Raw genomic sequence first — 14,698 nt, 5'->3', positions numbered from 1 at the left:
GACTCTCTTAAGAGCGAGGAGGTGCTTTTATGTCATACAGCAACTTGGAGCGGGTGGGGAAGGGACTGGAAATACTACGGAGGGGCTTGCGCCCCTTCATAGCCAGGGAGCTTAAAGCCGCATGGGGGAAAAGGTGGTGGCAGATAGTCTCTGAAACATCCCTTCCGGGTACCATAGGCCTGGAGGGCAAAAAGGAGGGCAAGGAAGCCGAGGAAGCTTTTTTGTCCCTGGACGTTCAGGCCCTCCTGGTCATCATGTGGAATAATTGGAACGAGGTGTTCCAGGCGAAATTGGGGCACACCGGGCGCAGTTACGTCAGCGAGCTGAGGGAAGTGCGCAACCGCTGGGCCCACCAGCAGCCCTTTACCACCGATGATGCTTACCGGGCCCTGGACACCATTACCCGCTTATTGGAGGCCGTCTCTTCCGAACATGCCCGGCTGTCAAAGAAGTTAAGCAGGGATCTGTTGCGGCGGAGGTTTGAGGATGAGGCAAAAAAGGAAAGGAAAAAGAGTGCCCGGAACGCCACTCAGACCGGCACCGCGTCGGGCCTTAAGCCCTGGCGCGAAGTAATAACCCCCCACCCGGATGTGGCTTCGGGCAGGTACCAGCAGGCGGAGTTCGCCGCCGATCTGGCCCAGGTCTTGCTGGGTGAAGCAGAGCCGGAGTACCAGGACCCCGTGGAATTTTTCAGGCGCACCTATCTGACCGAAGGAATGTCCCACCTTTTAAAAGTGGCTTTAAAGCGGCTCTCCGGCAGGGGCGGCGACCCTGTGGTCCAACTGCAGACTTCCTTCGGCGGTGGTAAAACCCACTCTATGCTGGCCCTCTATCACTTATTCGGTGGTCAAATCGTGCCGGGGGACATCCCGGGCCTGGAATCCATTCTAAACGATATCGGGATTAACCAGGTGCCTAGGACTTCCCGGGCGGTGCTGGTGGGTACCGATTTATCCGCGGCCCAGCCCCGCAAAAAGCCCGACGGCACGGTGGTAAACACTCTGTGGGGGGAAATGGCCTATCAACTGGGAGGCCCGGAGGCCTTTCAAATGGTGGCCCAAGAGGATCGGCAGGGGGTATCCCCGGGGTCGGGGGTAATAAAGGAACTGCTGGACACCTTTGGCCCCGCCCTGGTGCTCATTGACGAGTGGGTGGCCTTTGCCCGCAATATTTACGGGGTAAGCGGTTTGTGTGCCGGCAGCTTCGATGCCAACATGACCTTTGCCCAGGCCCTTACCGAGGGGGCCAAGCGGTCCCGTCGGTCCATGGTTGTAACCAGTATTCCGGCATCGGACATTGAGATTGGCGGCGAAGGCGGCCAGGCAGCCCTGGAAAGGCTGCAGAATACCTTCGGGCGGCTGGAGTCGGTGTGGAAGCCCGCGGCCATGGAAGAAAGCTTTGAAATTGTGCGCCGCCGCCTGTTCAGCCCTTCTGTTGACTATGCCGCTCGCGACGCCGTAATTTCCGCATTCATGAATATGTACCGGGAGCAGCTGCATGAATTCCCCAGGGAATGCAGCGAAGCTGAATACCAGCGCAGAATGGAAGCTGCCTACCCCATTCACCCGGAACTTTTTGACAGGCTGTACCAGGATTGGTCCACTCTGGAGCGTTTTCAGCGCACCCGCGGGGTTTTACGCCTGATGGCGGCTGCCATTCACCAGCTCTGGGAGCGGGAGGATAAGTCCCTTTTGATTATGCCCGGTACTTTACCTCTGGACAGCCCGCCGGTGCGGCACGAGATGACTCGGTACCTGCCGGAAGGCTGGCCGGCGGTGATTGACGCCGACATTGACGGGCCTGTGTCCAGGCCTTTAACCATAGACAGGGACAATCCCAACTTGGGCCGCTATTCCGCTTGCCGGCGGGTGGCCAGGACCATTTTCATAGGCAGCGCCCCGTCGGTGGCAGCCCAGAAGGTGCGGGGGCTTGAGGAAGTACGTCTTAAATTAGGCTGCGTCCAGCCCGGAGAGTCTTCAGCTACATTCGGAGATGCCTTACGCCGTTTAAGTGAACAATTAACATATTTGTACAGTGATAACACCCGTTTTTGGTTTGATACCCGTCCTAGTGTTAACCGTTTGGCTGCTGACAGAGCTGAACAGGTCAGAGAAGATGAGGTAGAGGGAGAAATTAAAAAGAGGTTGCTATCAATAAAGGATAAAGGTGATTTTGTTGGGGTACATATGGCCCCCAGTAGTAGTGCTGATGTTGCGGATGAGCAATCTACTCGCTTAGTAGTTTTGGAATATAAACAGTATCATTCTTCGGGTTCTGATGAATCACCGGCTTTGCAAGCAGCTAAGGATATTTTCGAGAATAGGGGCAGCAGCCCGCGTCAGTATCGCAATACCCTAGTATTTGTGGCCACGGATAAAAAAAGAGTACCTGAACTGGAGCGGGCAGTCAAGCAATATCTGGCTTGGAAATCCATTGATCAAGAAAAAGAAGAACTGAATTTAGATGTTTTTCAAACTAAACAAGTAACATCCAATGTTAAGCGGTTCAGTGAAACGGTGGATATTAGAATTCAAGAAGCTTATGCTTACTTATTGGTACCCACTCAGGAAGGAACTGGTCCCATAACGTGGGATGTGACCCGTATTTCTGGCGGTACTGAAAGTATGGTTATTCGGGCCAATAAAAAGTTGAAAAATGCTGAACAACTAATTGTTTATTGGTCACCGGCTCTTTTAAAGATGGAACTAGACCGTTGGCTCTGGAAAGATAACCCGCATATTAACATTAAAACTTTATGGGGTTATCTGACTACCTATTGCTATTTACCCAGACTCAAAGATGAGACGGTTTTAATGGAGACAATCCGTGAAGGTATTTGCGGAACTGAGTATTTTGCCTATGCTACCAATGTCGACGAAAACGGAAAATATCAGGGTTTAAAGTTTGGAGATTTAATAATGACAAATATTCATTTTGATAGTGCCAGTGTCTTGGTTAAACCTGAAGTAGCTCAGCGGCAGCTAGACCAAGAAGCTCAAGCAAAAAGAAAGAATGATATTAGTAAAACTACCTATTCTACTTATATTGAAGCCAGTAATTTAGAAAATAATGAGCCAGGAGTAAGTTTTGGTAAAGGAGCTATAACTTCTTCAAAACCTGATGAGGAATTAATTACTTCTGACCGACCTAAGTACAAGCGTTTTTACGGAAGTGTAACATTAGATAGTACCAGATTAGTACGGGACGCCGGCGTCGTTGCCCAGGAGGTAATCTCCCACTTAAGCTCCCTGGTGGGAGCGGATGTAGAAATTAACCTTGAGATAACGGTAAAGGTACCCGAAGGGATACCGAACGATGTTGTAAGAATAGTGACCGAAAACTGTCGTACCCTAAAGTTTAAGAGTCATGGTTTTGAAGATGAGTAACTAAGTATTATTTCTAGCTAGACGATACTTTTTCAAAGATGACCTGCCAGTTTATGGCAGGTCTTATAATTTATAGATCGGTACCTTATCCTTTATTAAAATTCTGCAAGCTATGAGTATGTTATTTATCGTAATATCGGCACCCTCTCTGGTATTATTTGGATATGTTGTTCTGATGGGGGATACAGTATGACAGAGCTCCATGTTTGCTCATGGTGGCTACCAACCGATGATGAAAATAACTCTAGTTTTCCCGACTTGATTGCGACTTAAAGAAACTCGAACCTCGCACCCGGTGGGGCACTGAACAGGGCAAAAAGTTTACTGTAGCTTAAATGGTACTGCCGGAAAATATGTCTATTTTTCTTGACCATTTTGAACATTGTAATAAAACTTATTGAGATGGTAAATCATGAGAACTTGTTAAAGGTGTTAATGGGCATTCTCTGCAAAAGCGAGCTGTTCCATTATGTCTTTACCTCAATAGTGGCTGTCTTTACGGGGATTGTTAGGAAAATACTGTATGGCACGGGCGTTGGTTCTAGGCTACTATAACTTGGCAGCAGGGCATATAGTAGCCCAAGTGGTTTAAACTATCAGTTTATAAACCAGATATCTCTTTTGGTACTGTTTTTTAATAATGCGGGACCTTCAAAGTAGAAGTAGTAACAATTTCTTTCCCTTTACCTTATGTTTATCATTCATAAAGCCCTTCTTTGATTCCTATATTAAAGTATCCTTTCGAAATACCTTTCATTAAATCTACTAAGTGGGTATTGGGTTTTCCTTTATAGGTTGCTGTTAATAAGTTTAGATATTCATGATGAAATAACCATAGCCATATTAATAAACCCTTAATAGCAGTTAAAGGAAAGTTGTTCTTATATAAAAAGTAAGCTATTTCGATAGTTTCACGAGATTTTTCATCTGCAAGGAACCTTTGGATTTCCTTTGGGAGCTTATAATACCATTCAAATTTATTTCTATCACTTTCTTCATCACTTATAAGCCAAGATATTGGGATGCCTAGCTCTTTTGCGATAATATTTAATGTTTCTATCGTTGGTATTTTTGTACCATTTTCAATCTTGGATAAATATCCATAAGAAAGCTTAGTAAGAGAAGCAAGCTTTCGTTGGGATAAATCTTTTATCTTCCTGTATTTAGCAATCCTCTCTCCAATATTTTTCATATTATTCCTCCTAACTGGAGTTTGACATCTCAGAATGAGAAGCCCTTGCAACTCAAGGGTTGAGGGTACTTCCAGATTTTAGACCCCCATTTGTTGTAACACGCGCTTAACCCAGCAACGACAAAGCTTTTCGGAGTCACTGTCAAACCTCAGCCTAATATACTACTCATAATTATAGCAGAGAATGTGCTTCCCTGTAAAGCCACTTCTTGTTGACAATATGTTTCCTAATAGTACATAATATTATTACGGGAAGATTAACAATCAGCAGAGGAGGCCCATAACATATGAGCGTAGATAGCAAATTTATTATGGACCTTCATAAAAAGGCTGAGGTTATGTTCAAACTTGGTTGGAGCCCAATACCAAACGAAAATAAAAAGCCCCTTGTGAAAAGATGGCCTGAATTAGGTGCAGAACATTCCCGCAAACTTATTTCATTCGGTGAATGGTTAGATCATTATATAAGAGCCATAACAGCTCTTGCTATTTACTTAGGTGATAATATTGTTGATATTGATTTAGATTTCGAATGTTCTGATATAATTAGTAATTTAACAGGTAAGTTATCATTTCTCAAAGATGCTCCTATTATAAAAACATCACGCGGTTGCGGTGTACTGGTCAGATGTCCAAGATTAAGGGAAGAAGTTTCTCAACCCGGAATTTGGGAAATCCGTAAAGGTCGACGGCAACGCCATGTTTACGGGAAAGTGAGAGGATACCAGTACCGTTTCATCCAACATGATATTATTACAGAGAAGATTAAACCTTTAGATTTACCTGTTGTAAGTATCGATGAAATCGCTAGACTAATCCTTTACCTGACAAAGGCTAAGAATATTGATGTTGACGTAGATATTATAGGCCAATTATACAGACAGAAAGGTACAACAACCTCTACTGAAAAGAATTCTCTCCCAGTAGAGGTTGCAGTACCCAAACAAGAGGTTGTAGTACCCGAACAAGAGGTTGTAGTACCCGAACAAGAGGTTGTAGTACCCAAACAAGAGGTTGTAGTACCAAAACAAGAGGTTGTAGTACCAAGACAAGAGGTTGTAGTGCCCAAACAAGAGGTTGTAGAAGAGGTTGTAGTACCCAGTATTGGCTCTAATAATACACTAAATCAGTTGGAACAATTACAGCAGCATATACTATGCAACCCTGAGTTTGCAAGCAAAGTATTTTCTTATTATGGCTACGACTTGCCAGATTCTGATCAATATTTCTGCTGTCCTTTCCATGAGGAGAATAACCCTAGCGTTACATGGAGTCAAGATAAAGCCACTGATCGGTTCATTTTCAAAGATTGGCATGGTCATGCGGAAGGTGATGTCCGCTTTGACTTGGTTGAGTGTTTCGCTGCATTTGAAACAGGCGAACTTAAACGTTTTAATGTCCATATGCCGGAGGGTAGAGCCACTTGGAACAAATGGTTTGCTAGGCTGGCTATTAAATTCCACAGGTTACCACAGAAAATAAGGGATGATATAAAACATTCTGATATAACCATGCAAAACTATATAAATTACATTATCAGCTTTCCTCTTCTGAATGACAAAACTAAGAATGTTCTAATCAAGGTCTGCAAGAGATTATTTGAAGAATATAAAGAAGGGCTTATAACAGGTAGGCCATATGTGGGAATTTCAACTAGATATTTATCTGCTGAAATTGGTATTGAAAAGCGGCGAGTCAATCAGGCATTAAATTATCTTTGTTGCATTGGGTTTATCTCTAAGACCAATGAGAAATCATGTGCGTTAAAAAAACAGCCCGATCGCTATTTCGTCCATTTTGATATTTCCTATAAAGAAGCCGAAGAAAAAGTCCGGAAACTTAATATCCGAGGATTAAAGCGACTTAACCAGGACCTCGTGGCATTAAGGTTAGGTGCTGATGTTGCTAATAGTGTCTTCAGACGACGGTCCGAGAAGTGGGAGGAATTGGGTAAACCACCAACTCTTTACTCCGGAGGGGATAATATTCCCAATATCGATGAAAATGAACCAATACCACCTGAACCTGAAGAAATACAAGAAGAGTATCTCGATGATTTGCCTGAGGAAGTTATACTTGGAAGTCTGGAATTAGTCGATGAAGCTGATAAATTTGATACTTCTGGAGATAAGATAGTGGAAGCAACTGATTTACCTTTTTAGGTTCCTAGACTGCCTGTGGTGAAACAGGCAAAGGATAAAAACCTCGAATATAGAAAATTATCCCATACGGCTGGGGCAAGAGGCCGATTTTATTAATTCAAACCTGCAATTAGAGAACATTGAAGTTGGCTTCGATAATTACGCATTTGTTTATTGAAATAATATAAAGGACAGCACCCTCTGTTTGGCAAGTATAAAATAACGAATTTGGCAATTAAAAAATACACAGTTTGGTTGCCATCACGCAATTTAAAATATATTCCTTGGAGAGCCTTTGAGGCTAAAATCCATGTTAGCAGGCGGCGTCGAAGGGTAGCCTTGACGGCCGGGGCCCCCGCATGTGGTACAATGGTGATTCCGGCGGGGTTAGTTATAATGACATATTCCCCGGAGCCGCCCCGTCGGCACCCAATAATCAGTCAAGGCCGCCGCTCCCTTCGAAAAAAGGTTAAATCCCGCGAATTAGTTAAGATAAAGTGTTTTTTGTTTGGCTTCTTTCCTCCGGCATGGCCGACAGCGCTTTTTGCAGGCGATAGCTTTCACCTTCAAAGGCCAGTATGTGAGCATGGTGGACCAGCCGGTCAATCAGGGCGGCCGTAAGCCGGTTGTCACCCAGTACTGTATTCCACTGGCCGAATTGCAAGTTAGAGGTAACGATTATGCTCTGGCGCTCGTAAGCCTGGGCTACAACATTAAACAACAGTTCCACCCCGTCACGGTGCAGGGGCACAAACCCCAGCTCGTCAATTATGACAAGATCTGCTTTTTTCAAAGCATCCATTGCTTTGCCTAAACGGCCCTGGCGGTGGCTTTCCAACAAGGTGTTTGCAAGGTCAAGACAGCGATAAAAGCAAACCGTTTTCCCTTCTGTGCAAGCCTTGATTCCCAAGGCGATAGCCAGATGGGTTTTTCCCGTGCCCACGGCCCCCAGAGCCAATACGTTTTCGCGGCGTTTAATAAAGCTGAGGTCCGTAAGATCAGTTATGGCGGTATTCTCCGGCAGGGTAACCGGCTGCCAATCAAAATCACCCAGGGTCTTATGCACAGGGAAGCCGGCTTTCTTGACCAGGCGCTTGATTTTGTTGGCCCAGCGCGTCTCCAGCTCGACCTTAAACAGGTCGGTAAGGTACTGTTCCCGGTCACTGTAGGGGATGTCCAGGTAAATCCGGGGCACTTGAGCAAGTTTCAAGGCCTTACACTGTTCTTTCAAAGACGCTCCGGCCATGGGTTTCACCCCCTTCCTTCCGGGGCACCAGCAGGTCATAGACGTTGACCTGGGGCATATATTGCCGCACGCTGTCCAGTGTATAGTTTTCGTTTAATTGCTCAAGGGGCTTGTCCGGGTTGGCAGCCTGGTACAGTAAATGCCGGATAAAGGCCTGGTCTGCCCACCGGTGGCTTTGGGCTTTCTCAAGGGTCCCAGAAATTAGGTCCATGGTGAATTTCTCTTCCAGCAGGGTATGGATGAACTTAAGCCGCTCCCGGTATGCTGAGGGGTTCCCTTGTTCCAGATAGTTGCGTACCGGCTCGGGAAGAAAACGGTACATGGTGGCGTGCCTTGCCCCCCTGGGCTTTTTGATAAAGATGCTGAAGTATCCCCTCCAGTCAATTGGCTTGGTTTTCATGGTGTACTCCCGGGGAAAAGTGCCCAGGCACTGCTGGTTCCGGTCTAGGATCTCTATCCGGTCCCACCACAGCTTTAGTAGGACCGTATCCCCAATCCGGGCACTAGGGATGTTGTAAACTTTGCCCTGACAGGTGATCTTGCCGTATTTGCCCACCCGGGCGGTTTCAATCTCCACCGCTTCAAAGGGAGCCGTGGGCAGGGACGCTACGCAGGCGGGAGGCGAGAGCAAGCGGGAAAGGCGAGGTTATAGAGCTGTACCGGCCCCTGCCCGTGGACAAGGATGACCCCGGCGAGGTCAGTGCAGACTGCGAAATCGGCAGGATAGCCAGGGAGTACGCCAGGGAGATGGAAAGGGGGAAAGAGTGACCGGCGTTAAGGTATTTCTTTTGGGTCTTCAGCGAGGGTGCGCCGCTGGTGCGGCGCTTTTTCTTCGCCTTTCGGCGGTCGCATTATAGCGGGTGGCATATTTTGGCCACCGGGGTGGAAAACTTATCCTAAAAAGGAGGAGTTAACCTGGATTAGGTCGAATTTTATTCAATATGTTCCATTATTATGCCCATACACCAAATGCTCAGGGAAACTGGCACGATCTAGTTTCTCACCTGCAGAAAGTAGCCGAGCGAGCGGCCGTCTTCGCCCGCCCCTTCGGTGGTGAGGCCCATGCTGCATGGGCCGGCCTCTTTCATGACCTGGGGAAGTTCAACCCTTCCTTTCAAGACTACCTGCAGGCGCAGTATCGGGGGGGAAATCACCCCCGGGTGCCGCACGCCGTATGGGGTGCTGCCCTAATCTACTACCTTTTTTCCCGGGCCGCCGGGAATACAGAGGGCTGGAAGGATGTTGCCCTGCCCGTCTGCGGCCACCATGCCGGCCTTGCTGCTGCCGGCCGCTTGGCTCAGGATCTGGAAGAATTCTTGCAAGAGGAACCCGGGTCTCTTTCAGTTATGAAGGAGGCCCTGGCTTCGTTGCCCAAGCCGCCGCATCTTCGCCCGCTACCCGCCCGGGACACCCGCCGCGAACTGTTCATCCGCATGATCTTCTCCGCCCTGGTGGACGCGGATTACCTGGACACGGAGGCGCACTTTGCTCCGGAGCCGGCACAGGTAAGAAGAGGTTGGCCGGAAATCCCCGAGCTCTGGAGCCGTTTTGTGAAAGACCAGGAGTCATTTCTTGCGACCCGGGGTGCAGATACTCCCACAAACCGGGTCCGCCGCGAGGTTTACGAGGCCTGCCTGAGGGCTGCCGAAGGTCCGCCCGGCATCTGGCGCCTTACCGTGCCCACCGGCGGCGGAAAAACGAGGAGCGGCTTGGCCTTCGCCCTGAAGCACGCCGTGTTGCACGGCAAGCGCCGGGTAATAGTGGCTATTCCTTATACGAGCATCATCGAGCAGACGGCGGATGTTTACCGGGAAATACTGGGGGTTGAGGCCGTCCTGGAGCATCACAGCCAGGTGCCCGTACCAGAAGACGAGGAGAAGGACCCACTGGCTTTGAGGCTGCGCCTGGCGGCCGAAAACTGGGACGCTCCGCTGATAGTTACCACCACGGTCCAGCTTTTTGAAAGTCTCTTTACCAACACCCCCGCCCGGGCCAGGAAGCTGCATAATCTTGCCCAAAGCGTTATTCTCCTTGATGAGGTGCAGGCCCTGCCTCCCGAAATCCTCAGGCCCACCCTGGATGTTTTGAGGGCGCTGGTGGAGGATTACGGGGTAACCCTGGTCCTTTCCACCGCCACCCAGCCGGCCTTTGATGATACACCCTACCTCCAGGAGTTTTACGGCCTGGAGGTGCGTGAGATCGTGCCCCGGTACCGTGAATATTTTCAGCGGTTAAAAAGGGTAGATTACGAACTGCGGAAGGAACCGATCTCGTGGGAGGATCTGGCGGGTGAGATCCGGGAATTGCAGCAAGTTTTGGTGGTCCTCAACTCCCGCCGGGATGCGCTGGAACTGCTTAAGGCCCTGGGCGGCTTGCCTGACGTGTTCCACCTTTCCACACTCCTCTGCGGGGCTCATAGGCGCCGGGTGCTTGCTGAAGTATCGTGCCGGCTGGAAGATGGAAGGCCGGTGCGCCTGGTCAGCACCCAGGTGGTGGAGGCGGGGGTGGACCTGGACTTCCCGGTGGTTTACCGGGCGGTGGGGCCCTTGGACCGGGTGGTCCAGGCGGCCGGGAGGTGCAACCGGGAGGGGCGGCTAGCCGAGGGGCGGGTGGTGGTGTTTGAGCCGGCTGAGGGCAGGGTTCCCCGGGGACCGTATAAGGCGGGATTGGAAAAGGCCCGGCTCCTTTTAAGGGGTCGCCCGGCCGAAAGCCTTCACGATCCGGAGCTCTACCGGCAATATTTCCGAAGGCTCTTTGCGGATGTGGATCTGGATAAGAAAAGAATTCAGGAATACCGCCGTGATCTGGACTACCCGGAGGTGGCCCGCCTTTACCGCTTGATTGAGGAGGAGACGGTATCGGTAATCGCCCCGTACGGGGAGGCGGGGGAGCGGCTTGAGGAGTGGCGGAAGCAGCCGGGTCGTACGACCTGGCGGCGCCTGCAGCCCTATTTGGTCGGTCTCTTCCGGCAAGAGGCGGTGAAATTTAAAAAAGAGGGACTGCTGGAGCCCCTCGGAGAGGGATTCTACCGCTGGACCGGGGGATATGACGAGCGCCTGGGGCTGGTGGGGCCCGTTTACGACCCCGGTGATCTAATTGTTTAAGAGGTCGTTTCGTCACGGTCGCCCCTGTCCTGGTTGACGTGGTTGCACCCGGCCTTTTGTGCCGGGAGAGGATCGAAACACGCATGGAGGTGTTCAGGTGGAGCGGACCGGAATGGTTACGGTTAAAGTGTGGGGGGAGTATGCCTGCTTTACCCGGCCGGAATTTAAGGTGGAAAGAGTGAGTTACCCGGTCATGACTCCTTCGGCGGCACGGGGGGTACTGGAGGCTATTTTCTGGAAACCGGAGTTCCGTTATGAGATTAGAGCTATTGGCGTCCTCAATATAGGGAGCGAAATGGTAATTCTGCGCAACGAGATAGACCGGCGCCAGGGAAGCAACCCATTCTTTGTGGAGGATGCCCGCCAGCAGCGTTGTAGCCTGGTGCTTAAGAATGTGGCCTACCTGATCCGGGCGGAAATGTCTCTGCAGCCATGGGCCAATGATCCGATCTACAAGTACCGCGACCAGTTCAACCGCCGCGTGGAGAGGGGACAGTGCTATCAACGACCCTATCTCGGCACCAGGGAGTTTGCGGCCTTTTTTGCACCAGCCGGGGAAGACGACCAGCCGCAACAGCTGGACATGAACCTGGGGAATATGCTTTTGGACATCGCCTATGTGGCAAGTAAGAAGCGGGGAGATCTCGAGTTCATACGGCATGGTCCGCAAGGCGCCCGGCGGGTTCAGGGCTATACCCAGGCCTTCTTCTTCCCGGCGCGGCTGGAACAGGGCTGGCTTAAGGTGCCGCCAGAGAAGTACCAGGAGCTTTACCGGCTGGAGGAGGGAGAAAATGCTTAGAACCCTGGTCGATGCCGTGAAGCGTTTTCGGCGGGAGGGCGAGTTACCGCCCACAGGGTACAAACCGAAGGTGCCTAAATGGATTGTGAACCTTGAGAAGGGCAGGCCCTATCTAGAAGGTCCGTATACGCAGAAAGAAGTTCGCGCCTTCCTGGTACCAGATCGGCAGCGTTCCGGCACCCCATCGAAGAAGAACCTCAAGCCCTACCTGCTTTCGGACGATGCTCGCTACGCCCTGGGCAAGGCCGAGCCCGGTAAGGAAGAGGAAGCCAGGCTCCTGCATGAAGGCTTTCTCGCCCTCCTGGAGGAAGCCCATCGAGAGACAGGGCTCCTGGAACTGGCACAACTGCTTGCTTTTCTAAAATCATCTGAGGCAGAGCAGATTCGGGAGCGGGTCGGGCCCAGGGATCTCGTGCAGTTTCGGGTGGAGGGAAAGTACCTTACCGAGGACGAGGCGGTGCAAGCCTTTTGGGCAGAGTACCTCGCTCGGGAGCTGATGGCAAAAAATAGGGCTTATTGTGCGATATGCGGTAGAGAAGGACCCGTGCTCCGAATCTTGCCTCGTGTAGTGACTGTTCTGGGTCAGAACTGTCAGGTAAGTTCGTTTAACTGTGATGCCTTTACTTCTTTTGGCAAGAACCAGAACGAGAACGCTCCAACCTGTATTACCTGTGGGAGCGATGCAGTGGATGCTCTCGACTACCTGATCCGGGCCGAACGACACTGCCGCGCTCTGGTAAACAACCCTGGAGCCAGTAGTTTGGAAAACCAGCTTGCAATTTTCTGGCTGGATAGAAAGGTGGAGCTTACCTGCGAGGATCAAACCTATGATCTCGAAACTCTTTTGGGCTCAGTGCTGGATAATGCTGGTGGGCAAACTGGACCACCTGCAGAGCTTTCCCAGCTAGATTCTTTGCTGGCCGTTCCCTGGACGGCAAGAACAAGCTCTTTGAACATTGATCAAAGCTGCTTTTACCTGGCAGTACTTTCGGCTAATAAGGCGAGGTTGGTGGTACGGGAGTGGTTTGAAACTTCTGTAGGGAGACTCAAAAAGAATCTCAGGGCTTTTCTAGAGGGGCAGAGGATAGTAGATCCTTTTGGGAAGGAACCGCAAGTGTTCCCCATCCCAGCTCTTTTGGATGCTCTGAAAGCCGGTGATCCTAACCTGACACAGAGCCTCCTGCGTACAGCCTACTTGGGTCTGAGACTACGTGAGGGAATCCTGGGAGTTGCGTTGCGCCGCTTTCGCAATCCCAGGGTTTTGCAAAATCCCCGGGAGCTCCACCCTCTGGCGGCCATGCTTAAACTTGCTTTAACTCATGGCAGGGAGGATGCGAAAAGTATGGAAAAACTGGATTGCGGTCGCAACGAACCAGCTTACCTTTGTGGGAGGCTCCTTGCAGTGCTAGAAGAAGCCCAGCAGCGTGCTTCTGGATGGAGCCTGAATAGCACCCTGACTGACCGTTTCTATGCAGCTACAGCTGCAGCGCCTGCGGCGAACCTTGCTCTCTTGCTTGCTCGGGCCAAGGTGGCCCATCTTCCCAAGATCCGTCGGGAGGGGCGCGGTTACCGGGAGATCGAGGGGTTTTTAGAAGAGATTCTCTCCTATTTTGATGCCCAGCAAGGTTTCCCCTCGACACTAAACCCTAGGGCTCAGGCTAAGTTTGCCTTGGGCTACTACCACCAGCGGGCGGAGCTCCGCCGAAAAAGCTGAGGAGGTGCACAGTGAGTGTGAAAAAGGCACACCTAGAACCCAATAGGCGGCACGAGTTCATTCTGCTCTTTGATGTTAAGAGCGGTAACCCTAACGGTGATCCTGATGCGGGCAACCTGCCCCGCATCGACCCCGAGACTATGCATGGCCTGATGACTGATGTGGCCTTGAAGCGCAAAGTGCGGGACTATGTGGCCTTGGTTCTCAAGAAGGATATTTTTATTAAAAGCGAGGTAGCTCTGAATACCCTTATTTTTGAGGCCTTCAAGGAGGCCGGAGTAGAGCCCTTGCAGGTATCTCTTACCGAGACTGAACAGGAAGATGAGGAATTTCTGGCCTGGCTTCAGTGCAAAGCAGAGGCGGGCTTTCTGGTAGACGGGGATCAACTCATCTACTCGGCTGAGGCTCTAAAGCAAAAGGAGATTGCCAGGTTGCTTGCAGAGGGCCTTGAAGAAGAACAGAAGGATCTTGCCAAAAAGCTTCAGCAACTAGCCCAGCGCTTGGCGAAGGCAGCCAAGAGCTACAAAGGCAAGGCCATCACCCGTGAAACCCGGGAGGAAGCGCGCAAGCGGCTATGTGCAAAGTACTTCGATATCCGTATGTTTGGGGCCGTGCTTGCCACGGGCTTGAATGCTGGGCAGGTGAGAGGACCCGTGCAGCTGACCTTTGCCCGCTCCCTGGATCCAATCTTTCCCTTGGATATCTCCATAACCCGTCAGGCTCGCACCACGCAGGAGCGGTTGGCAACAGGAACCACTGAGATGGGTCGGAAACCGATTGTACCTTATGGCCTTTACCGGGCTCATGGCTTCTACAACCCTTTTCTGGCCCAGCAGACCAAGGTGAGCCAGGAAGATCTTGAGGCTCTTTGGGAGGCCTTGGGGAACCTTTTCGAGTACGACCGCTCAGCTTCAAGGGGTGAGATGCATGTGCGCGGCCTTTGGGTTTTCACACACGAGAACGCTAAGGGCAATGCTCCGGCACACAAGCTCTTCGAGCTGGTCAGGGTGAGCCGGAAAGAAGGGGTAAGCGTGCCTCGCAGCTTCAACGACTATGAGGTTATGGTGGAGGAGGGGAACGTGCCCCCGGGTGTTACCCTCACCCGGCTGGTCTAGC

At 50.7% G+C, this 14,698-nt stretch carries 9 protein-coding genes; 6 read left to right on the top strand and 3 right to left on the bottom strand.

Annotated elements, in window-relative coordinates; translation table 11 throughout:
* Window positions 1-29: 29 nt before the first annotated feature.
* Window positions 30-3,386, top strand: coding sequence for a Swt1 family HEPN domain-containing protein (locus ACX4JR_RS13370; RefSeq protein WP_476058521.1), 3,357 nt, complete (start codon window positions 30-32; stop codon window positions 3,384-3,386).
* 697 nt (window positions 3,387-4,083) lie between these two features.
* Here ACX4JR_RS13370 and ACX4JR_RS13365 read toward each other — a convergent pair.
* Window positions 4,084-4,578, bottom strand: coding sequence for a helix-turn-helix domain-containing protein (locus ACX4JR_RS13365; protein ID WP_476058520.1), 495 nt, complete (start codon window positions 4,576-4,578; stop codon window positions 4,084-4,086).
* A gap of 287 nt (window positions 4,579-4,865) precedes the next feature.
* Here ACX4JR_RS13365 and ACX4JR_RS13360 point away from each other — a divergent pair, with 287 nt between their 5' ends.
* A complete protein-coding gene (locus tag ACX4JR_RS13360) occupies window positions 4,866-6,740 on the top strand; it encodes a hypothetical protein (RefSeq protein WP_476058519.1) in 1,875 nt (624 codons plus the stop codon).
* A 466-nt stretch (window positions 6,741-7,206) separates the two neighbouring features.
* Here ACX4JR_RS13360 and istB read toward each other — a convergent pair whose 3' ends face one another.
* Together istB and ACX4JR_RS13350 are read right to left on the bottom strand one after the other, a co-directional pair.
* Entirely contained in the window at window positions 7,207-7,965 is a 759-nt protein-coding gene (gene istB / locus ACX4JR_RS13355; RefSeq protein ID WP_476058518.1) for an IS21-like element helper ATPase IstB, read from the bottom strand.
* The gene (locus tag ACX4JR_RS13350; protein ID WP_476058517.1) at window positions 7,934-8,596 is read right to left on the bottom strand and encodes a Mu transposase domain-containing protein; all 663 of its coding nucleotides are present in this window, start codon (window positions 8,594-8,596) and stop codon (window positions 7,934-7,936) included. Before ACX4JR_RS13350 ends, istB begins: the two co-directional genes overlap by 32 nt.
* A 310-nt stretch (window positions 8,597-8,906) precedes the next feature.
* On the opposite strand from ACX4JR_RS13350, the gene cas3 reads away from it, so the two are divergent.
* From cas3 to cas7c, 4 genes are all read left to right on the top strand, one after another.
* Entirely contained in the window at window positions 8,907-11,069 is a 2,163-nt protein-coding gene (gene cas3 / locus ACX4JR_RS13345; protein ID WP_476058516.1) for a CRISPR-associated helicase Cas3', read from the top strand.
* A gap of 97 nt (window positions 11,070-11,166) precedes the next feature.
* Window positions 11,167-11,868, top strand: coding sequence for a type I-C CRISPR-associated protein Cas5c (gene cas5c / locus ACX4JR_RS13340; RefSeq protein ID WP_476058515.1), 702 nt, complete (start codon window positions 11,167-11,169; stop codon window positions 11,866-11,868).
* Complete coding sequence (cas8c, locus tag ACX4JR_RS13335) at window positions 11,861-13,582, top strand: type I-C CRISPR-associated protein Cas8c/Csd1 (RefSeq protein ID WP_476060566.1); 1,722 nt, start codon at window positions 11,861-11,863, stop codon at window positions 13,580-13,582. The genes cas5c and cas8c overlap by 8 nt, the downstream gene beginning before the upstream one ends.
* Before the next feature lie 11 nt (window positions 13,583-13,593).
* On the top strand, window positions 13,594-14,697 hold the full coding sequence (gene cas7c, locus ACX4JR_RS13330; protein WP_476058514.1) for a type I-C CRISPR-associated protein Cas7/Csd2: 1,104 nt from the start codon (window positions 13,594-13,596) through the stop codon (window positions 14,695-14,697).
* The last annotated feature ends 1 nt before the right edge of the window (window position 14,698 follow it).

This window comes from Desulfofundulus sp. JL263-se (assembly GCF_056316025.1).
Note: the sequence above shows the minus strand (reverse complement) of the source record. Positions and strands in the feature narration are given on the sequence as shown.

Bases quoted from the DNA above. Each gene is read 5' to 3' on its own strand.
- istB (WP_476058518.1), bottom strand. From the start codon at position 7,965: ATGGCCGGAGCGTCTTTGAAAGAACAGTGTAAGGCCTTGAAACTTGCT.
- ACX4JR_RS13365 (WP_476058520.1), bottom strand. From the start codon at position 4,578: ATGAAAAATATTGGAGAGAGGATTGCTAAATACAGGAAGATAAAAGAT.
- cas8c (WP_476060566.1), top strand. From the start codon at position 11,861: ATGCTTAGAACCCTGGTCGATGCCGTGAAGCGTTTTCGGCGGGAGGGC.
- cas3 (WP_476058516.1), top strand. From the start codon at position 8,907: ATGTTCCATTATTATGCCCATACACCAAATGCTCAGGGAAACTGGCAC.
- ACX4JR_RS13370 (WP_476058521.1), top strand. From the start codon at position 30: ATGTCATACAGCAACTTGGAGCGGGTGGGGAAGGGACTGGAAATACTA.
- ACX4JR_RS13360 (WP_476058519.1), top strand. From the start codon at position 4,866: ATGAGCGTAGATAGCAAATTTATTATGGACCTTCATAAAAAGGCTGAG.